The following is a 20,192-nucleotide window of genomic DNA, read 5'->3' on the forward strand; positions in this document are numbered from 1 at the left end:
AAGTGTATGCCAATGTGCCGCTACTGCTCACCCGCCACCGCGCTCTTTTTCCTGCCCAGACAAGCTGTTACTGTACGGCCCCAGAAGCCCAAACGCCGCCAAGGATCGGATCTCACGCCCGATGCGTCCCCTCCTCCTGCTGTTCCTCAGCCTGGCCTTGAGCTTTCCCGCCTCTGCGACTATCAGCGAGAGCCACGGCTACGCCCAGTTCGGGACACTCAAGTACCCTGCCAGCTTCAGTCATTTCGACTGGGTCAACCCCGACGCGCCCAAAGGCGGCACGTTGCGCATCATGGCGTCCGGCACTTTCGATACGCTCAACCCCTACACGCTCAAGGGCAGCAGCCCGATCTCGACCGCGCACTTTCTGCAATACGGTGCCAACGAGCTGAACGAACCCCTGATGGTCGGCACCGGCGCCTACGACCCGTCAGGCGACGAGCCCGCCTCCAGCTATGGCCTGATCGCCAGGAGCGTCGAGTACAGCGAGGATCGCAGCTGGGTGGTGTTCAACCTGCGCCCGGAAGCGCGCTTTCACGATGGCAAGCCGATCACGGCCTACGATGTGGCCTTCTCCTATCGCCTGCTGCGCAATGACGGCCATCCGCAGTACCGCACCCATCTGCAGGAAGTGAAGCGCGTCGACATCCTCGGTCGTCACCGCATCCGTTTCGTTTTCAAGCGCGCCGGCAATCCACTGCTGATCCTGCGCCTGGGCGAACTGCCGGTGCTGCCGCAGCACTACTGGAAGGATCGCGACTTCAAGAGCACCACCTTCGAGGCCCCGCTGGGCAGCGGTCCCTATCGCATCGTCCAGGTGGTACCGGGCCGACGCCTGGTGTTCGAGCGGGTCAAGGACTGGTGGGGCAAGGACCTGCCGGTCAATCGTGGCAAGTACAACTTCGACCGCGTCGAAGTGGAGTTCTACCGCGACAACCATGTCGCCTTCGAGGCCTTCAAGGCCGGCGAATTCGACTTCTATATAGAGAATCAGGCGAAGAACTGGAGCAACGGCTATCGCTTCCCGGCCGTGACCCGCGGCGATGTGGTCCGCGCCGAAATACCACACCAGATCCCGACGCAGACCCAGGCGCTGTTCATGAACACCCGCCGCGCCCTGTTCAGCGACCGCCGTGTGCGCGAGGCGCTGGGGCTGATGTTCGATTTCGAGTGGACCAACCGCACCCTGTTCAACAACGCCTACGTGCGCGCGGCCAGCTACTACCCCAACAGCGAATTCTCGGCCACCGGCAAGCCCGAAGGCGCCGAATGGCTGCTGCTTTCGCCACACCGCGACAAGCTGCCGGCACGCCTGTTCACCGAGGCACCGACACAACCGGTAACCGATGGCCGCGGCATCCCCCGGGAAACCTTGCGCCGCGCCCTCGGTCTATTGGCCGACGCCGGCTGGAAGCCCTCCGGCCAGGAGCTGCGCAATGCGCGCGGTCAGCGCCTGGAGTTCGAGATCATGCTGGTCAACCCCAGCCTTGAACGCATCCTCCAGCCTTACGTCGCCAACCTCGCCAGCCTCGGCATAAGCGCCAACCTGCGCACTGTCGACCGCGCGCAATACAAGCAACGCCTCGATCAGTTCGACTACGACATGATTCTGCTGACCCTGCCGCAAACCCTCAGCCCAGGCCTGGAGCAGTCACTGTACTTCCACTCCAGCCAGGTGAACGTCAAGGGCGGCAAGAATTACGCCGGCGTCAACGACCCTGTGGTCGATGAGATGATCAACAAGCTGCTCTCGGCGCAGACCCGCGACGAACAGATCGCCGCCACCCGCGCCCTGGATCGGGTTCTGCTCTGGCAGCACTACAGCATTCCCAACTGGTATATCAATTATCACCGCCTGGCGTACCGCAACCGGTTCGCCTTCGTCACCACGCCGCCCTATACCCTGGGCTTGCGTACCTGGTGGCTGAAGCCCACGGAGAACGCTCGATGACCCACCCGCTGCGCAGTTTCCTGCTTCATGGTAGCAGCCTCATCCTGCTCGGCCTTGCCGGCCTCGCCCTCGCCGCCCCCAAGCACGCCGCCACCCTCTACGATGAGCCGCCCAAGTATCCCGCCGACTTCACCCACTTCGAATACACCAACCCCGACGCGCCCAAGGGCGGCACATTCCGCGAAGCGGGTTTCGGCGATTTCGACAGCCTGAACCCCTTTATCAGCAAAGGGGTGGCCGCCGACCAGATCGGTCTGATCTATGACACCCTGACCGTGCAGAGCATGGACGAGCCGTTCAGCGCCTATGGCCTGGTGGCAGAGAAGATCGAAAAGGCGCCTGACAACGCCTGGGTGCGTTTCCTGTTACGCAAGGAAGCGCGTTTTCACGACGGCACGCCGATCACCGCCGAGGACGTCAAATTCACCTTTGACACCCTGATGGAGAAAGGTGCGCCGATGTATCGCGGCTATTACGCCGACGTCGAGCAGGTGGAAGTGGAGTCGCCGCACAGCGTGCGCTTCGTGTTCAAGCATGCCGGCAACCGCGAACTGCCGCTGATCGTCGGCCAATTACCGGTGCTGCCCAAGCACTGGTGGGCCGAACGCGACTTCGCCAAGGGCAATCTCGAAGCACCTCTGGGCAGCGGCCCTTACAGGGTCGGCCGCGTCCAGGCCGGACGCAGCATCCGCTACGAGCGGGTCAAGGACTGGTGGGCCAAGGACCTGCCGGTAAGTCGTGGCTTCTACAACTTCGACACCATCCAGATCGACTACTACCGCGACAACACCGTAGCACTGGAGGCGCTGAAGGCCGGCCAGTTCGACTACTGGCTGGAAACCAGCGCGAAGAACTGGGCCACCGCCTACAACACCCCGGCAGTCGCCAACGGCCAGTTGATCAAGGAAGAGATTCAGAACCGCAACCCGACCGGCATGCAGGGTTTCATCTTCAACACCCGCCGGCCACAGTTTCAGGATCGCCGCGTACGTGAGGCGCTGGGCCTGCTGTACGACTTCGAATGGGCCAACAAGCGCCTGTTCAACGGCGCCTACTTCCGCACCCGCAGCTACTTCGACAACTCCGAGCTGGGTTCGCGCGGACTTCCCGGTGAAGACGAGCTGGCGATTCTTGAGCCGCTGCGCGGCAAGATCCCGGCCGAGGTGTTCAGCGAGGAATTCCGCGTACCGGTCACCGACGGCAGCGGCATCATTCGCGAACAGCAGCGCCGTGCCTATCAGTTGCTGCAACAGGCGGGCTGGCGCATCGAAGGCGATCGCATGCTCGACGCCAATGGCCAACCGGTGAGCTTCGAATTCCTGCTGGCACAGACCGAGTTCGAGCGCGTTCTGCTGCCCTTCAAACGCAATCTGGCCGACCTCGGCATCGAGATGGTGATTCGCCGCGTCGACGTTTCGCAATACATCAACCGGCTGCGCTCGCGTGATTTCGACATGATCGTCGGTGGCTTCGGCCAGTCCAACTCGCCCGGCAACGAGCAGCGCGAATATTGGCACTCCTCCAGCGCCGACAACCCCGGCAGCCGCAACTACATTGGCCTCAAGGACCCGGCCATCGACCAGATCGTCGAAGCGCTGATCAATGCCGACTCGCGACAGGACCTGATCGCCCATACCCGCGCGCTGGACCGCGTATTGCTGTGGGGCTACTACGTGATCCCCAACTGGCATATCAAGACCTGGCGCGTCGCCTACTGGAACCGTTTCGAGCATCCGAAAGTGACGCCGCTCTACGATATCGGCCTGCACACCTGGTGGGTGCGCCCGGGCCTCGAAGAGCCAAGCGAAGCCCAGCAACAGGCGACCGAAGAGGCAACGCAATAATGCTGGCCTATATTCTTCGTCGTTTGCTGCTGATCATTCCGACCCTGTTCGGCATCCTGGTCATCAACTTCGTCATCATTCAGGCTGCCCCCGGCGGCCCGGTGGAGCAGATGATCGCCAAGCTCGAAGGCTTCGATGGCGCCACCAGCCGTATCGCCGGTGGCGGCGCCGAGGTTTCCGTTGCCGGCTCCAACTATCGCGGCGCGCAGGGCCTCGACCCCAAGCTGATCGAGGAAATCGAGAAGATGTACGGCTTCGACAAGTCGGCGCCGGAACGCTTCTGGATCATGCTCAAGAACTACGCCCAGCTGGATTTCGGCTCCAGCTTCTTTCGCGATGCCCAGGTGATCGATCTGATCATCGAGAAGATGCCGGTATCGATCTCGCTCGGCCTGTGGAGCACCCTGATTATGTATCTGGTCTCCATCCCATTGGGCATCGCCAAGGCCACGCGCCACGGCAGCGCCTTCGACGTCTGGACCAGCTCGGCGATCATCATCGGCTACGCCATCCCGGCCTTCCTGTTCGCCATCCTGCTGATCGTGCTGTTCGCCGGCGGCAGCTACTGGGACTGGTTCCCCTTGCGCGGGCTTACCTCGAACAACTTCGAGGAGCTCAGCCTCGGCGGCAAGATTCTCGACTACCTCTGGCACCTGGTGCTGCCGGTCACGGCGCTGGTCATCGGCAACTTCGCCACCCTGACCCTGCTGACCAAGAACAGCTTCCTCGACGAGATCAACAAACAGTACGTGGTCACCGCCCGGGCCAAGGGCCTGACCAACCACCGCGTGCTCTACGGCCATGTGTTTCGCAACGCCATGCTGCTGATCATCGCCGGCTTCCCGGCCGCCTTCATCGGCATTTTCTTCACCGGCTCGCTGCTGATCGAAGTGATCTTCTCCCTCGACGGCCTGGGCCTGATGAGCTTCGAGGCGGCGATCAACCGTGACTATCCGGTGGTGTTCGGCACCCTCTTCATCTTCACCTTGCTGGGACTGGTCGTGAAATTGATCGGTGACATTACCTACACCCTGGTCGATCCGCGCATCGACTTCGAAAGTCGGGAGGGTTGAGCATGAAACTCTCCCCGCTCAACCGACGCCGCCTCGATCGTTTCAAGGCGCACAAACGCGGCTGGTGGTCGCTGTGGCTGTTCCTCATCCTGTTCGGCCTGAGCCTGGGTGCCGAACTGATCGCCAACGACAAGCCGCTGGCCGTGCGTTACGACGGCCAGTGGTATTTCCCGGTGCTCAAGCGCTACCCGGAAACGGTGTTCGGCGGTGAATTCCCGCTGCAGGCCAACTACAAGAGCCCCTACATACAGGACCTGATCGCGGCGAAGGACGGCCGAATGATCTGGCCGCCGATTCCCTTCAGTTATTCGAGCATCAACTACGACCTGGAGGTGCCCGCTCCAGCGCCGCCTTCGGCGCAAAACTGGCTGGGAACCGACGATCAGGGTCGCGACGTGCTGGCACGGGTGATCTACGGCTTTCGCATCTCGGTGCTGTTCGCCCTGACCCTGACTCTGGCCAGTTCGGTGATCGGCGTGATCGCCGGCGCGCTGCAAGGTTTCTATGGCGGCTGGGTCGACCTGCTCGGCCAGCGCTTCCTGGAAATCTGGTCGGGCCTGCCGGTGCTCTACCTGCTGATCATCCTCGCCAGCTTCGTACAACCGAACTTCTGGTGGCTGCTGGGCATTATGCTGCTGTTCTCGTGGATGAGTCTGGTGGACGTGGTGCGCGCCGAATTCCTTCGCGGCCGCAACCTCGAATATGTACGTGCGGCGCGGGCGCTGGGCATGGGCAACGGCGCGATCATGTTCCGCCATATCCTGCCCAATGCCATGGTCTCGACCATGACCTTCATGCCCTTCATCCTCACCGGCGCCATCGGCACCCTGACCGCCCTGGACTTCCTCGGCTTCGGCCTGCCACCCGGCGCCCCCTCGCTCGGCGAGTTGGTCGCCCAGGGCAAGAGCAACCTGCAGGCGCCCTGGCTGGGCATCAGCGCCTTCGCCGTACTGGCGATCATGCTGAGCCTGCTGGTGTTCATCGGCGAAGCCGCCCGCGATGCCTTCGATCCGAGGAAATGACATGAGCCAGAACGAAACCCTGCTGCAAGTTCGCGACCTGGCCGTCGAGTTCGTCACGGGCGAGAACTGCCAGCGCGTGGTCGAAGGGGTCAGCTTCGACATCCGCAAAGGCGAGACATTGGCCCTGGTCGGCGAAAGCGGCTCAGGCAAATCGGTCACCGCGCACTCGATCCTGCGCCTTCTGCCCTACCCGCTGGCACGTCATCCGCATGGCAGCATCGAGTACGCTGGCGAAAACCTGCTCAAGCTCGGCGAGGGCCGTCTGCGCGGCATTCGTGGCAACCGCATCGCCATGGTCTTTCAGGAGCCGATGACCTCGCTCAACCCGCTGCATACCATCGAGAAGCAGATCAACGAGGTGCTCGCCCTGCACAAGGGTTTGCGCGGCAAGGCTGCCAGCACGCGTACCCTGGAGTTGCTGGAGCTGGTCGGCATTCCGGAGCCGAAGAAGCGCCTGAAGGCCTACCCGCACGAACTTTCCGGCGGCCAACGGCAGCGCGTGATGATCGCCATGGCCCTGGCCAACGAACCGCAACTGCTGATTGCCGACGAGCCGACCACCGCACTGGATGTCACGGTTCAGCTGAAAATCCTCGAATTGCTCAAGGATCTGCAGGCACGCCTGGGCATGTCGCTGCTGCTGATCAGCCACGATCTCAACCTGGTTCGCAGAATTGCCCATCGCGTATGTGTCATGCAGCGCGGTCGCATCGTCGAACAGGCGTCGTGTGAACAATTGTTCCAGGCGCCAGAGCATCCCTATACCCAGGAACTGCTCGGCGCCGAGCCCAGTGGCGAACCTGCGGCCAACCCCGCAGGCCAGCCATTGCTGGAAGTGGACGACCTGCGCGTGTGGTTCCCGATCAAGAAGGGTCTACTGCGCCGGACGGTGGATCATGTCAAAGCGGTGGACGGCATCAACTTCAGCCTGCCTCAGGGCCAGACCCTGGGCATCGTCGGTGAAAGTGGTTCCGGCAAGTCCACCCTGGGCATGGCCATTCTGCGACTGCTTGCCAGTCGCGGTGATATCCGCTTCCAGGGCCAGCAGCTGCAGGGCCTGAGCCAGCAGGAAGTACGCCCGCTGCGCAGGCAGATGCAGGTGGTGTTTCAGGATCCCTTCGGCAGCCTGAGCCCACGCATGTCGGTGAGCCAGATCGTCGGTGAAGGTCTGCGCATACACGGCATGGGCAACGAGGCGGAGCAGGAACAGGCGATCATCGACGCACTTTTGGAGGTAGGGCTGGATCCGCAGACGCGGCACCGCTACCCCCACGAGTTTTCCGGCGGGCAACGGCAGCGGATTGCCATTGCCCGGGCACTGGTGTTGAAACCGGCGCTGATTCTGCTGGACGAGCCCACCTCGGCGCTCGACCGCACGGTTCAGCGTCAGGTGGTGGAGTTGTTGCGCGGCTTGCAGGCCAAGTACAACCTGACCTATCTGTTTATCAGCCATGACCTGGCGGTAGTCAGAGCGCTGAGCCACCAGCTGATGGTGGTCAAGCAGGGCCAGGTAGTCGAACAGGGGTCTGCCGAGTCGATCTTCAGCGCCCCGCAACACCCTTATACGCAGCAGTTGCTGGAAGCCGCTTTTCTGGCCCCGGCAACGGCTCACTGATCCTTGAACAGGAAGAGGAATAGCACAATGGGTTTTCTAACCGGTAAGCGCGTACTCATCGTTGGCGTCGCCAGCAAACTGTCCATCGCCTCGGGTATCGCCGCCGCCATGCACCGCGAAGGTGCCGAGCTGGCTTTCACCTACCAGAACGAGAAGCTCAAGGGCCGCGTCGAAGAGTTCGCCGCGGGCTGGGGCTCCAGCGCCGACCTGTGCTTCCCTTGCGATGTGGCCAGCGACGAGGAAATCGCCGCTGTATTCGAAGCGCTGAGCAAGAAGTGGGACGGCCTGGACTGCATCGTCCACTCGGTCGGCTTCGCCCCGGGCGACCAGCTCAATGGCGACTTCACCGAAGTGACCACCCGTGAAGGCTTCAAGATCGCCCATGACATCAGCGCCTACAGCTTCGTCGCCCTGGCCAAGGCCGGTCGCGAGATGATGAAGGGCCGCAACGGCAGCCTGCTCACCCTCTCCTACCTGGGTGCCGAGCGCACCATGCCCAACTACAACGTCATGGGCATGGCCAAGGCCAGCCTGGAAGCTGGCGTGCGCTACCTGGCCGGCAGCCTCGGCCCGGAAGGCACTCGCGTCAACGCCATCTCCGCCGGCCCGATCCGCACCCTGGCTGCCAGCGGCATCGCCAGCTTCCGCAAGATGCTGGCGGCCAACGAGAAACAGACGCCGCTGCGCCGTAACGTCACCATCGAGGAAGTCGGCAATGCCGGCGCCTTCCTCTGCTCCGACCTGGCCTCGGGCATCAGCGGCGAGATCATGTACGTCGACGGCGGCTTCAACACCACCGCCATGGGCGCCATGGAAGACTGAGTTGAACTCACCAGGGCCTCGCAGGCAGAACAGCAGGCGAGGCCCGATACCTTCAGCACGGCTTGATCGTGGCTGAATCCACAACGCCGCACCTTCCTCAGGAAGTGCGGCGTTGTCGTTTCTGGAGTTTGTCGGCCTTCGACCGAACCGAAACGCCACCACTACTCGGCACGCTTCAAGGTTGGCGTTGTCCTAGCTTGGAAGCCTGGAACCGAGATGGGTCAATGATCCCGACAAACAGATGGCGAGCCTGCCTGATCTGCGCGCTATGCAGCCTCGTGGTCGGCTGCGCCCTGCCACCGCTGGATGGCCGTACCGAGAGCCAGGCCTTCACCCAGGCCGAAACGGCCGATACCACGCTGGGGCAAGCCCTGGGCAGCGAACGCGATGCCCACCCCGGCCTATCCGGCATCCTCACGCTGGCAGCGGCACGCGATGCCTTTGCCGCGCGCATGCTCCTGGTCGAGGCGGCCGAGCGCAGCCTCGACGTTCAGTATTACATCTGGCGTAATGACATTACCGGTACCCTGCTGCTCGATGCACTGCTCAGGGCTGCTGAACGAGGCGTCCGCGTCCGCCTGCTACTGGACGACAACGGCATCGCCGGCCTCGATCAGACACTTAGCACACTCGACCGTCACCCCAACATCGAAGTCCGGCTGTTCAATCCCTTCTCCCTGCGCCAGGCCAAGGTGCTGGGGTATCTGACACACTTTCCCCGTGCCAACCGGCGCATGCACAACAAATCGTTCACCGTGGACAACCAGGCCACCATCATCGGCGGGCGCAATATTGGCGACGAGTACTTCGAAGCCAGTGAGGGCGTGCTCTTCGCCGACCTGGATGTATTGGCCATCGGCCCGGTGGTGGCCGATACCTCGGCAGACTTCGATCGCTACTGGGCCAGCGATTCCAGCTACCCGCTGGAGCTGATCGTGCCCCGCAGCCGCAACGCCCCACAGCCGCTCCACGACCTCGCTGCCGACCTTTCCAGTTCGCCCGCAGCCAGCGGTTATGTAAAGACCCTGCAGGAAAGCGAATTCATCCAGGGTTTGCTGAACAATCAATTGAGCTTCGAATGGAGCGAGACAACGCTGGTCAGCGATGATCCGGCCAAGGGTCTGGGTCATGCCAGTGACGGCGAGCTGCTGATCGGCCACCTGGGCGAGATGCTCGATATCCCTGAAGCACGGGTCGATCTTGTCTCACCCTACTTCGTCCCAACGCAAACCGGTGTCGATATCTTCACCGCACTGGTGAAGCGCGGTGTTGAAGTGCGCATCCTGACCAATGCCCTGGAAGCGACTGACGTGACGCCTGTACATGCCGGCTACGCCAAACGCCGCCGCGCGCTGCTCGAAGGCGGCGTCAGACTCTATGAAATGCGCCTGGGTGCGGACGACGAAGGACACCGAGAAACCGCAGGGCCGTTCGGCAGCTCCGGCTCCAGCCTGCATGCGAAGACCTTCGCCCTCGATGGCCAGCGCGTATTCATCGGCTCATTCAATTTCGATCCACGCTCCGCTCGCCTGAATACGGAGCTGGGCTTTCTAATCGAAAGTCCAAAACTGGCTGCGGCCATTGGCCAGGCATTCGAAACCGATATCCCGGCCAATGCCTATGAACTGGGCCTGGACGAACACGACCGAATCTACTGGCTGCAGCGCGTTGATGGCGAGCAACGGCGATTCGATAGCGAGCCCGGCACGGGCCTACTCAAACGCCTGGGCATTCACCTGCTCTCGTGGCTGCCCATCGAATGGCTATTATGACCCCGGAAAGAGAAAGCCCCGCACTTGGCGGGGCTCTCGGCTAGCGATCAGCGATCAGAAACGCTCGATGTCGGCCTTGGCTTCAAGCTGCTTACGCAGCGCCGCAAAGTCCTGCTGGCCGGCGCGCGAAGCCAGGAAGTTGCGGTACATGGCGAGTTCCTCTTCAGCCAGCGCTTCTTCGGGCACGTTCACGCCATCGAGACGCAGCACGACGTAGTCGCCATTGTTCAGCGTCACACCGGCGAAGGTCGGCTCACCGGCCTTGGCTGGCTTGGGCATGCGGAACAGTGCCTGCAGCACCTTCGGCTCGAGGCCGTCCTGGCTGCGAGTAGCTGCTTCGTGCACCTGCCAGTCGGCTCCTGCAGTTTCACCTGCCTGGGCAGCGGCCAGTTGCTTCTCACCTTCAGCCTTGGCGGCAGCAGCGGCGCGCTCCTGCTGCAGATGACCGCGAATGCTCTCGGCAACCTGCTCCAGTGGCAACTGCTCGGGCTTGTTGTGCTCTTTCACGCGCACGACTACCACGTTGCTCGGGTCCAGTTCGATGGTCGAGCTGTTGGTGCCGTCCTCCAGCACCTCGGGGCTGAAGGCAGCCTGCAGCACCTGACGATTGGCGGTGATGCCGGTAGCTCCGCCTTCACGACCGAAAGCCTCGCTGGTCTTGATCTCAAGTCCCAGTTCCTGAGCCGGCTGAGCCAGGTCAGATGCTTCGAACGCGGCGTCTTCCAGCTGCTTGGTCGCCTCGACGAAACGCTGTTCGACCTGCTGCGCCTTGAAGTCACGCGCCAGCTTGTCCTTGAGGCTGTCAAAGCTTGGTACTTCCGGCGCCTGGACACCCAGCAGCTTGATCAGATGCCAACCGAACTCGCTTTTCACCGGCTCGGAAACCTGGCCCTGCTGCAGCGCATACAGCGCCTCCTCGAAGGCCGGGTCGTAAACGCCAGGACCGGCGTAGCCAAGATCACCACCATCGGCGGCAGAGCCCGGATCCTGCGAGAACTCCTTGGCCAGCGCGGCGAAATCTTCGCCTGCATCGACACGCTTCTTGATCTCCTCGATCTTGCTGCGTGCGGCTTCGCCATCGCCTTCGATGAGGATGTGGGCAGCCTGACGCTGCTCGGCCAGATTGGCGATTTCGCTCTCGTACAGAGGCTTCAGGTCTTCATCGCTGACCTCGACCTGATCGAAGAAGCTGTCCTTTTCCAGTTGGACATACTCCAGCACCACCCGCTCGGGGCTCATGAACTCGCTGGCGTGCTCGTCGTAATAGGCCTGAACATCGCTGTCACTCAGCTCGATCGCGGCTGGGTCGGCCTTGAGGGTGAGGCTGGCGAAATCGCGGGTCTGACGCTCGAGGTTGGCGAAGGCACGCGCTTGCTGCTCGGTGACGAAGCTGCTGGCGCCGATACCGGCACGCAGCTGGCCGATCAGCATCTCCTCTTCCAGCATCTGGCGGAACTGCAGGCGCGTGTAGCCCATCTGGCGGATGACCTGATCGAAGCGCGCGGCATCGAAGCGGCCATCAACCTGAAATTCGGGAGTCTGCAGGATCACCTGATCCAGCGAGCCTTGCGAGAAGGCAAAGCCGGCGTCATCAGCTGCCTGCAGCAGCAGCTTGCGCTCGATCAAACCCTTGAGCGAAGCCTCACGCAGCAGCTTCTCATCGAGCAGCGAGGCGTCGAAATCGCGGCCCAGTTGCTGCAGAAGCTGACGACGCTGCATTTCAACGGCCTGATTGAGCTCGTTGAGGGTAATGGTGTCACCGTTGACGTCAGCCGCATTGTTGCGGTTGCTGGTCCCCGTGACGATGGCTTCGAAACCGGTAAAGGCCATCAGCATGACGATGAGGCCGATAATGATTTTGGCAATCCAACCGCGTGAATTGTCCCTGATGTTTTGCAGCATGCTTCCCCCAGAACGACTGTACAGAGTCACCAGCCGCGCAGTGTGGGTAAATATGTCCAGATAGAAGAAAGGCGCATCCTTGGATGCGCCTTCTCGTAACGCGTTAAGCGGTCAGTGCAGAAAATCTCCGACTTCCTGCCCTGCCTCCTAACAGCCGCCAGACTGAGCCTGACGGCGAGGCAAACCCGGAAGACGCTTAGTTGACGGCGTCTTTCAGGGCCTTGCCAGCTTTGAAGCCCGGGATCTTGGCAGCAGCGATGCTGATCGGCTTGCCGGTCTGCGGGTTGCGGCCGGTGCGAGCAGCACGCTCTTTGACAGCGAAGGTGCCGAAGCCAACCAGTACGACGGAATCACCAGCCTTCAGGGCGCCAGTGACGGATTCGATCACTGCATCCAGCGCGCGGCCAGCAACAGCTTTCGGGATATCAGCAGATGCAGCGATGGCATCGATCAGTTCCGACTTGTTCACTCTAAGTCCCCTTATTTCTGTTTAGTTTGTTTCTTGATTTTTAGTGTAAGCAAAGCGGGTGCTGGATGGCCTGCCGACACAATAAAAGCCGCTTTATAACAAGGGCTCAAAAATTGTGTCAAGGAAGCCCCCCGGCTAATGCGTGCTGATTCGCTCCTTGGAATCAGACTCGCGCTTGTCATCCGTTGCAACCATCTCGGGAGCCGCATCGGGCAAGGGCTCCGGGGCGTATTGCAGCGCAATTTGCAGGACCTCGTCAATCCATTTAACCGGTTTAATCTGCAAGTCCTGCTTAATATTTTCAGGAATTTCTTTCAGGTCGCGGACATTTTCTTCGGGAATGATCACAGTCTTGATACCCCCCCGATGAGCCGCCAGAAGTTTTTCCTTGAGACCGCCGATGGCCAACACCTGACCCCGCAGAGTGATTTCACCGGTCATGGCTACGTCGGCACGCACTGGAATCTGCGTCAGCGCCGAGACCAGCGCCGTGCACAGACCGATACCCGCACTCGGGCCATCCTTCGGCGTGGCACCTTCAGGCATATGGATGTGAACGTCGCGTTTCTCGTTGAAATCGGCGGGAATTCCCAAACTCTTGGCACGACTGCGCACCACCGTCATGGCGGCGGTCATCGACTCTGCCATGACATCACCCAGCGAGCCGGTCTTGATCAGCACGCCCTTACCGGGCACCACGGCCGTCTCGATAGTCAGCAGTTCGCCGCCTACCTGAGTCCAGGCCAAGCCGGTCACCTGGCCGATCTGGTCCTGCTGTTCGGCGAGCCCGTAGCGATGTTTGCGCACACCCAGGAAGTGCTCCAGCGAATCGGCAGTGACCGTGACCTGGAAACGCTTCTCGCGCACATGCTCCTTAACCGCCTTGCGGCAAACCTTGGCGATCTGCCGCTCCAGGCTGCGCACACCCGCCTCGCGCGTGTAGTAACGGATGATGTCGCGGATGGCCGCTTCATCGAACTCCAGCTCACCCTTCTTCAGACCGTTGGCCTGCGTCTGCTTCGGCGCCAGGTACTTGATGGCGATGTTGACCTTCTCGTCCTCGGTGTAGCCAGGCAGACGGATGACCTCCATGCGGTCCAGCAGCGGGCCGGGAATGTTCATCGAGTTGGCGGTGCAGAGGAACATCACGTCCGACAGGTCGTAATCGACCTCCAGGTAGTGATCGTTGAAGTTGTGGTTCTGCTCCGGATCGAGGACTTCCAGCAGCGCGGACGCAGGATCGCCGCGCATGTCCTGGCCCATCTTGTCGATCTCGTCGAGCAAGAACAGCGGGTTGCGCACGCCGACCTTGGTCATCTTCTGGATCAGACGGCCCGGCATCGAGCCGATATAGGTGCGACGGTGGCCACGAATCTCGGCCTCGTCACGCACGCCCCCCAGCGCCATACGCACGAACTTGCGGTTGGTGGCAGTGGCGATGGATTCGGCCAGCGAGGTCTTGCCCACACCGGGCGGGCCGACCAGGCACAGCACAGGCCCTTTGAGCTTCTTCACCCGCTTCTGCACGGCGAGATACTCGAGGATGCGCTCCTTGACCTCTTCCAGACCGTAATGGTCGGCATCGAGGATGCTCTCGGCGCGCGCCAGATCCAGGCGCACCTTGCTCTCCGCCTTCCACGGCACGTTGACCAGCCAATCGATGTAGGAACGCACCACGGTGGCTTCGGCGGACATTGGCGACATCTGCTTGAGCTTGTTCAGCTCGGCATTGGCCTTGGTCAGCGCCTCCTTGGTCAGGCCGGCATTGTCGATGCGCTTCTTCAGCTCGTCGATCTCGTTGTGGCCTTCGTCGATGTCGCCCAGTTCCTTCTGAATGGCCTTCATCTGCTCATTCAGGTAGTACTCGCGCTGACTGCGCTCCATCTGTTTCTTCACCCGGCCGCGGATACGCTTCTCCACCTGCAACAGGTCGATCTCGGCATCCAGCAACGCCAGTACGTGCTCGACGCGAGCAGACAGCGAGGTGATTTCGAGAATTTCCTGCTTCTGCTCGATCTTCAGCGCCATGTGCGCAGCCATGGTGTCGACCAGACGACTGGGCTCATCGATACTGTTGAGCGAAGACAGCACTTCGGCCGGTACCTTCTTGCCCAGTTGCACGTACTGCTCGAACTGGCTGAGCAGGCTGCGCGTAAAGACTTCCGACTCGCGCTCGGCGGTCTCGCCCTCCTCGATCAGCTGCACCTCGGCACGGCAATGATCGTCGAGCTCGATGAAACGCTCGATAGAGCCGCGCTGCTCACCCTCGACCAATACCTTGACGGTACCGTCGGGCAGCTTGAGCAGCTGCAGGACAGTGGCAACGGTGCCCACGCGATACAGATCCTGATCATCCGGGTCATCGACGGCCGGGTTCTTCTGGGCCACCAGCAGAATCTGCTTGTCGCCCGTCATCGCTGCCTCGAGGGCCTCGATGGATTTCTCACGCCCGACGAAAAGCGGGATGACCATGTGCGGATAGACCACTACATCGCGCAATGGCAGGAGAGGCAATTCGATGGTTGTTTTCATGATTTCGGCTCAGCAGCGGCGGCCCATAAGGCCGTAAACAGGCGGGATTACCCTTGGCTTTTAAGATGGGGGTAGCTCCCGCAAAAAACAAGCGTAAAGTCCCGAAAAGCGAAGGGGCCCAAAGGGCCCCTTCTTTGCATCGTGTAACAGCCTTCAGGCGTCTGGCGCGGCCTTCGCTGGCGGCTCGCTGTTCTCGTAGATCAGCAGCGGCTTGGACGAACCCTCGATGACGCTCTCGTCGATCACCACCTTGCTCACGTCCTGCTGGGACGGGATCTCGTACATGGTATCGAGCAGAATGCCCTCAAGAATCGAACGCAAACCACGTGCACCGGTCTTGCGCTCCAGCGCCTTCTGCGCCACGGACTTCAGCGCATCGGAGCGGAACTCCAGATCCACGCCTTCCATCTCGAACAGCTTGGCGTATTGCTTGGTCAGCGCGTTCTTCGGCTCTGTGAGAATCTGCACCAGAGCCGCCTCGTCCAGTTCCTCCAGCGTCGCGATCACCGGCAGGCGACCGACGAACTCGGGGATCAGACCGAATTTGACCAGATCATCCGGCTCGACCTCACGCAGAGACTCGCCGATCTTCTTGCCTTCTTGCTTGCTGCGTACTTCAGCACCAAAACCGATGCCGCCCTTGGTCGAACGCGCCTGGATGACTTTTTCCAGGCCTGCAAAGGCACCGCCGCAGATGAACAGGATGTTGCGCGTGTCGACCTGCAGGAACTCCTGCTGCGGATGCTTGCGCCCACCTTGCGGCGGAACCGAGGCAACAGTGCCCTCGATCAGCTTCAGCAGCGCCTGCTGCACGCCTTCGCCAGAGACGTCACGGGTGATCGAAGGGTTGTCGGATTTGCGCGAGATCTTGTCGATTTCGTCGATGTAGACGATACCCATCTGGGCCTTCTCGACATCGTAATCGCACTTCTGCAGCAGCTTTTGAATGATGTTTTCGACGTCCTCACCCACGTAACCAGCTTCGGTCAGGGTGGTGGCATCGGCAATGGTGAACGGCACGTTGAGCAGGCGCGCCAGCGTTTCGGCCAGCAGCGTCTTGCCCGAACCGGTCGGACCGATCAGCAGGATGTTGCTCTTGCCCAGTTCGACATCGTCTTTCTTGTCGCGCTGGTTCAGACGCTTGTAGTGGTTGTACACCGCTACCGACAGCACCTTCTTGGCGCGCTCCTGCCCGATCACGTACTGATCGAGGATGGCACTGATTTCCTTGGGTGCCGGGAGTTTGTGCGCGTTGCTCTCGGCCTGGGCTTCCTGCACCTCCTCGCGGATGATGTCGTTGCACAGGTCGACGCATTCGTCGCAGATGAAGACGGAAGGACCGGCGATCAACTTGCGCACTTCATGCTGGCTTTTGCCGCAGAAGGAGCAATAAAGCAGTTTGCCGTTGTCCTCACCGTTACGGGTGTCAGTCATTCGATCAATCCAATACGGTAGGCTTGAAACACAAGATGAAGGCAAATGCGGGCATTTTCAAGGGCGCAGCTCGCGTCAGTGAAGGAAGCCCGCTGCCGATGCCTCATCTAGACCGGCATGTGACGCTTTTCGTGCACGGCATCGACCAGACCGTATTCCACCGCGCGCGAAGCGCTCATGAAATTGTCGCGGTTGGTGTCGCGCTCGATGGTTTCCAGGCTCTGACCAGTGTGATGAGCCAGCAGTTCGTTCAGACGCTCACGAATGAACAGAATTTCCTTGGCATGGATTTCGATATCCGAAGCCTGACCCTGGAAGCCGCCCAGCGGCTGGTGAATCATCACACGCGAGTTAGGCAGGCAGAAACGCTTGCCCTTGGCGCCGCCGGCCAGCAGGAAAGCGCCCATGCTGCAGGCTTGACCGATGCAGGTGGTGGACACGTCCGCCTTGATGAACTGCATGGTGTCGTAGATCGCCATGCCAGCGGTGACCGAGCCACCCGGCGAATTGATATAAAGGTGAATATCCTTGTCCGGGTTCTCTGCTTCCAGGAACAGCAACTGGGCGCAGATCAGGTTGGCCATGTAGTCCTCGACCTGGCCGACCACGAAGATCACACGCTCCTTGAGCAGGCGCGAGTAGATGTCATAGGCACGCTCGCCACGAGCGGACTGCTCGATGACCATCGGCACCAGGCCGCCAGCGGCCTGGATTTCAGGCATGTTTTGCATAAAAGGATTGCGGGACATGTCTTGCGCTCACTCCCTAATAGTCATGTCTCAAATACGCATAAGCCAGCACGGAGGCTGGCTTATGGTGGTGTACTCGAACGAGGTTACCAGATCAGTCGGCTTTAGGAGCTTCCGCCGGCTTGACTGCGTCTTCGTAGGAAACCGCTTTATCGGTCACGTTGGCCTTCTGCAAGACAGTATCTACAACTTGCTCTTCCAGTACAACCGAACGTACTTCGTTCATCTGCTGATCGTTCTTGTAGTACCAGGCCACGACCTGCTCAGGCTCCTGGTAAGCCGAAGCCATCTCCTCGATCAGCTCGCGAACGCGGGCTTCGTCAGGCTTCAGGTCGAACTGCTTGACCACCTCGGCGACGATCAGACCCAGTACGACGCGGCGCTTGGCCTGCTCTTCGAACAGCTCGGCCGGCAGTTGGTCAGGCTTGATGTTGCCGCCGAACTGCTGAACGGCCTGCACGCGCAGACGGTTGACTTCGTTGCCGATCAGCGCCTTCGGCACTTCGACCGGGTTGGCGGCCAGCAGGCCGTCCATTACCTGATTCTTGACCTTGGACTTGATGGCCTGACGCAGCTCGCGCTCCATATTCTTGCGAACTTCGGCACGGAAGCCTTCCAGGCCGCCTTCCTTGATACCGAACAGGGCGAAGAACTCGTCGTTCAGCTCAGGCAGCTGCGGCGCGGAAACGCTGTTCACGGTCACGGTGAACTCGGCGGTTTTGCCAGCCAGGTCGAGGTTCTGATAATCCTCGGGGAAGGTCGGGTTGATCACGCGCTCTTCACCGGCCTTGGCACCGACCAGGGCATCTTCGAAGCCCGGAATCATGCGGCCGGAGCCCAGCACCAGCTGAGTGCCCTTGGCGCTGCCGCCAGCGAAGGCCTCGCCGTCGATCTTGCCGACGAAGTCGATGTTCAGCTGATCGCCATTCTCGGCAGCACGCTCGACAGCTTCGAAACGGGTGTTCTGCTTGCGCAGGATGTCCAGCATGTTGTCGACATCGCTGTCAGCCACGTCAGCCTGCAGACGCTCGATGGCGATGGAGTCGAAACCGGAAACCTCGAACTCGGGGAACACTTCGAAAGTGGCGACGTATTCCAGGTCCTTGCCCTTCTCGAAGGACTTCGGCTCGACAGCCGGAGCGCCAGCCGGGTTCAGCTTCTGCTCGACCACGGCTTCGTAGAAGGTCGCCTGGATCAGGTCGCCCAGCGCTTCCTGACGAGCGGCGTCTTCGTAACGCTGACGAATGACGCTCATCGGCACCTTGCCAGGACGGAAGCCAGGAACCTTGGCACGACGGGCAGTCTGCTGCAGACGCTTGTTGACTTCGGTCTCGATGCGCTCGACGGGGACGCCGACGGTCATGCGGCGCTCAAGAGCAGAAGTGCTTTCAACAGAAACTTGCATGGATATTCCTCGTTGCACAGACAAAAGCCGGCTCGAACCGGCCCCGAATTCAAGGCCAAGCATTCTAGAGGGTCAATATTAAGAAGTCACCCTAGAAGCAGGCGGCAATGCGGGGGGATTTGTAAGATGGTGCGGACGGAGAGACTCGAACTCTCACACCTTGCGGCGCCAGAACCTAAATCTGGTGTGTCTACCAATTTCACCACGTCCGCGTGGTTTGAAGCTTAAAACAAAAACGCCAGGCTTTGGGCCTGGCGCTTTGGAATATGGGGTGGACGATGGGAATCGAACCCACGACACCAGGAGCCACAATCCTGTGCTCTACCAACTGAGCTACGCCCACCATATTACGTTGCTTACTCAAATTGCCTGACCGCCAAATGGCGCACCCGGCAGGACTCGAACCTGCGACCATCCACTTAGAAGGCGGATGCTCTATCCAGCTGAGCTACGGGCGCTTATCCATCCGCAAAAGCAGACTGAGAAGCTTTCGGCTTCGACCACGCCACCAGGGCCTGGCTTTTGCCGTCTCACCCAGCGAGTGGCTGTTCCTGAGAAGCGGGGCGAATGTTATAGACGCCCCCGAACCCCGTCAACATAAATTTTCAAAAAAGTTCAGCGATATAAAGGAGTTACGCGAAATCGACCGCAGGCGCCTTTGCCCCGCTGAGCGCCCATGCGAGAATGCGCGTCCTTTTTTCATCCTTATTAATGGTTAACCAGCGCAATGACCGCACAACTGATCGACGGCAAGGCGATCGCCGCCAGCCTCCGCCAGCAGATTGCCCAACGTGTCGCCGAACGCCGCCAGCAAGGCCTTCGCGCGCCAGGCCTGGCCGTGATCCTGGTTGGTACCGATCCCGCCTCCCAGGTCTATGTGTCACATAAACGCAAGGATTGCGAAGAAGTCGGCTTTCTTTCCCGCGCCTATGATCTGCCGGCCGAGACCAGCCAGGCCGATCTGCTCGCTCTGATCGACGAGCTCAACGAAGACCCGACCATCGACGGCATCCTGGTACAGCTGCCACTGCCGGAGCACCTGGACAGCGCCCCGCTGCTCGAGCGCATCCGCCCGGACAAGGACGTCGACGGCTTCCACCCTTACAACATCGGCCGCCTGGCCCAGCGTATGCCGCTGCTACGCCCCTGCACGCCGAAAGGCATCATGACCCTGCTGCAGAGCACCGGTGTCGATCTCTACGGTCTGCACGCGGTGGTAGTGGGCGCCTCGAACATCGTCGGCCGGCCGATGGCCCTGGAGCTGTTGCTGGCCGGTTGCACCGTGACCGTCACCCATCGTTTCACCAAGGATCTGGAGAGCCACGTCGGCCAGGCCGACATCGTCGTGGTAGCCGTCGGCAAGCCGGGCCTGGTCAGGGGTAAGTGGATCAAGCCAGGCGCCATCGTCATCGATGTCGGCATCAGCCGTCAGGACGACGGCAAGCTGGTCGGCGACGTGGTCTACGAGACCGCCCTGCCCCGCGCCAGCTGGATCACCCCGGTGCCGGGCGGCGTCGGCCCGATGACTCGCGCAGGCCTGCTGGAAAACACCCTGCACGCAGCCGAGCATCTGCATAAATAAGCAGCGCTGCACAACGAACA

General features: G+C 61.1%; 14 protein-coding genes and 3 tRNA genes. 8 read left to right on the forward strand and 9 right to left on the reverse strand.

From position 1 onward, the window contains the following. Nucleotides 1-121: 121 nt before the first annotated feature. From GYB81_RS12075 to GYB81_RS12105, 7 genes are all read left to right on the forward strand, one after another. Nucleotides 122-1,951 carry an extracellular solute-binding protein gene (locus tag GYB81_RS12075; RefSeq protein WP_161865430.1) on the forward strand — a complete coding sequence of 610 codons (1,830 nt, stop codon included), beginning with the start codon at nt 122-124 and terminating at the stop codon, nt 1,949-1,951. Beyond that, nucleotides 1,948-3,795 (forward strand): extracellular solute-binding protein, encoded by a 1,848-nt coding sequence (locus tag GYB81_RS12080; RefSeq protein ID WP_161897828.1) that lies wholly within the window; start codon nt 1,948-1,950, stop codon nt 3,793-3,795. Before GYB81_RS12075 ends, GYB81_RS12080 begins: the two co-directional genes overlap by 4 nt. Further along, entirely contained in the window at nt 3,795-4,868 is a 1,074-nt protein-coding gene (locus GYB81_RS12085; protein WP_161865428.1) for a microcin C ABC transporter permease YejB, read from the forward strand. Before GYB81_RS12080 ends, GYB81_RS12085 begins: the two co-directional genes overlap by 1 nt. 2 nt (nt 4,869-4,870) lie before the next feature. Next, entirely contained in the window at nt 4,871-5,890 is a 1,020-nt protein-coding gene (locus GYB81_RS12090) for an ABC transporter permease (protein WP_161865427.1), read from the forward strand. Between the two features lies 1 nt (nt 5,891). Continuing rightward, the gene (locus tag GYB81_RS12095) at nt 5,892-7,505 is read left to right on the forward strand and encodes an ABC transporter ATP-binding protein (RefSeq protein WP_161865426.1); all 1,614 of its coding nucleotides are present in this window, start codon (nt 5,892-5,894) and stop codon (nt 7,503-7,505) included. A 27-nt stretch (nt 7,506-7,532) separates the two neighbouring features. After that, nucleotides 7,533-8,327, forward strand: coding sequence for an enoyl-ACP reductase FabI (fabI, locus tag GYB81_RS12100; protein ID WP_024308006.1), 795 nt, complete (start codon nt 7,533-7,535; stop codon nt 8,325-8,327). A 224-nt stretch (nt 8,328-8,551) separates the two neighbouring features. Beyond that, complete coding sequence (locus tag GYB81_RS12105; RefSeq protein WP_161865425.1) at nt 8,552-10,099, forward strand: phospholipase D family protein; 1,548 nt, start codon at nt 8,552-8,554, stop codon at nt 10,097-10,099. 54 nt (nt 10,100-10,153) lie between these two features. On the opposite strand, the gene GYB81_RS12110 is transcribed toward GYB81_RS12105, so the two are convergent. From GYB81_RS12110 to GYB81_RS12150, 9 genes are all read right to left on the reverse strand, one after another. Then, on the reverse strand, nt 10,154-12,001 hold the full coding sequence (locus GYB81_RS12110) for a SurA N-terminal domain-containing protein (protein ID WP_161865424.1): 1,848 nt from the start codon (nt 11,999-12,001) through the stop codon (nt 10,154-10,156). 196 nt (nt 12,002-12,197) lie between these two features. After that, the gene (hupB, locus tag GYB81_RS12115) at nt 12,198-12,470 is read right to left on the reverse strand and encodes a nucleoid-associated protein HU-beta (RefSeq protein ID WP_003239952.1); all 273 of its coding nucleotides are present in this window, start codon (nt 12,468-12,470) and stop codon (nt 12,198-12,200) included. 135 nt (nt 12,471-12,605) lie between these two features. Continuing rightward, nucleotides 12,606-15,002, reverse strand: a complete 2,397-nt coding sequence (gene lon, locus GYB81_RS12120) for an endopeptidase La (RefSeq protein WP_161865423.1) — start codon at nt 15,000-15,002, stop codon at nt 12,606-12,608. A gap of 153 nt (nt 15,003-15,155) precedes the next feature. Next, complete coding sequence (gene clpX, locus GYB81_RS12125; protein ID WP_090428603.1) at nt 15,156-16,436, reverse strand: ATP-dependent Clp protease ATP-binding subunit ClpX; 1,281 nt, start codon at nt 16,434-16,436, stop codon at nt 15,156-15,158. Nucleotides 16,437-16,543: 107 nt separating this feature from the next. After that, complete coding sequence (gene clpP / locus GYB81_RS12130; RefSeq protein ID WP_161865422.1) at nt 16,544-17,185, reverse strand: ATP-dependent Clp endopeptidase proteolytic subunit ClpP; 642 nt, start codon at nt 17,183-17,185, stop codon at nt 16,544-16,546. Between the two features lie 94 nt (nt 17,186-17,279). After that, nucleotides 17,280-18,590: a trigger factor gene (gene tig / locus GYB81_RS12135; protein WP_161865421.1), complete on the reverse strand. Its 1,311-nt coding sequence runs from the start codon at nt 18,588-18,590 to the stop codon at nt 17,280-17,282. Between the two features lie 127 nt (nt 18,591-18,717). Then, nucleotides 18,718-18,802 (reverse strand) — tRNA-Leu (locus GYB81_RS12140). Nucleotides 18,803-18,857: 55 nt separating this feature from the next. Next, nucleotides 18,858-18,933 (reverse strand) — tRNA-His (locus GYB81_RS12145). A gap of 38 nt (nt 18,934-18,971) precedes the next feature. After that, nucleotides 18,972-19,048, reverse strand: a tRNA-Arg gene (locus GYB81_RS12150). A gap of 269 nt (nt 19,049-19,317) precedes the next feature. Here GYB81_RS12150 and folD point away from each other — a divergent pair. Further along, nucleotides 19,318-20,172: a bifunctional methylenetetrahydrofolate dehydrogenase/methenyltetrahydrofolate cyclohydrolase FolD gene (folD, locus tag GYB81_RS12155; RefSeq protein WP_161865420.1), complete on the forward strand. Its 855-nt coding sequence runs from the start codon at nt 19,318-19,320 to the stop codon at nt 20,170-20,172. Nucleotides 20,173-20,192: the final 20 nt, after the last annotated feature.

The sequence above is a fragment of the Pseudomonas yangonensis genome, assembly GCF_009932725.1.
GTDB lineage: Bacteria > Pseudomonadota > Gammaproteobacteria > Pseudomonadales > Pseudomonadaceae > Aquipseudomonas > Aquipseudomonas yangonensis.

Coding starts and splice junctions, on each gene's coding strand:
- GYB81_RS12075 (WP_161865430.1), top strand. CDS start 122: ATGCGTCCCCTCCTCCTGCTGTTCCTCAGCCTGGCCTTGAGCTTTCCC.
- GYB81_RS12080 (WP_161897828.1), top strand. CDS start 1,948: ATGACCCACCCGCTGCGCAGTTTCCTGCTTCATGGTAGCAGCCTCATC.
- GYB81_RS12085 (WP_161865428.1), top strand. CDS start 3,795: ATGCTGGCCTATATTCTTCGTCGTTTGCTGCTGATCATTCCGACCCTG.
- GYB81_RS12090 (WP_161865427.1), top strand. CDS start 4,871: ATGAAACTCTCCCCGCTCAACCGACGCCGCCTCGATCGTTTCAAGGCG.
- GYB81_RS12095 (WP_161865426.1), top strand. CDS start 5,892: ATGAGCCAGAACGAAACCCTGCTGCAAGTTCGCGACCTGGCCGTCGAG.
- fabI (WP_024308006.1), top strand. CDS start 7,533: ATGGGTTTTCTAACCGGTAAGCGCGTACTCATCGTTGGCGTCGCCAGC.
- GYB81_RS12105 (WP_161865425.1), top strand. CDS start 8,552: ATGATCCCGACAAACAGATGGCGAGCCTGCCTGATCTGCGCGCTATGC.
- GYB81_RS12110 (WP_161865424.1), bottom strand. CDS start 12,001: ATGCTGCAAAACATCAGGGACAATTCACGCGGTTGGATTGCCAAAATC.
- lon (WP_161865423.1), bottom strand. CDS start 15,002: ATGAAAACAACCATCGAATTGCCTCTCCTGCCATTGCGCGATGTAGTG.
- clpX (WP_090428603.1), bottom strand. CDS start 16,436: ATGACTGACACCCGTAACGGTGAGGACAACGGCAAACTGCTTTATTGC.
- clpP (WP_161865422.1), bottom strand. CDS start 17,185: ATGTCCCGCAATCCTTTTATGCAAAACATGCCTGAAATCCAGGCCGCT.
- tig (WP_161865421.1), bottom strand. CDS start 18,590: ATGCAAGTTTCTGTTGAAAGCACTTCTGCTCTTGAGCGCCGCATGACC.
- folD (WP_161865420.1), top strand. CDS start 19,318: ATGACCGCACAACTGATCGACGGCAAGGCGATCGCCGCCAGCCTCCGC.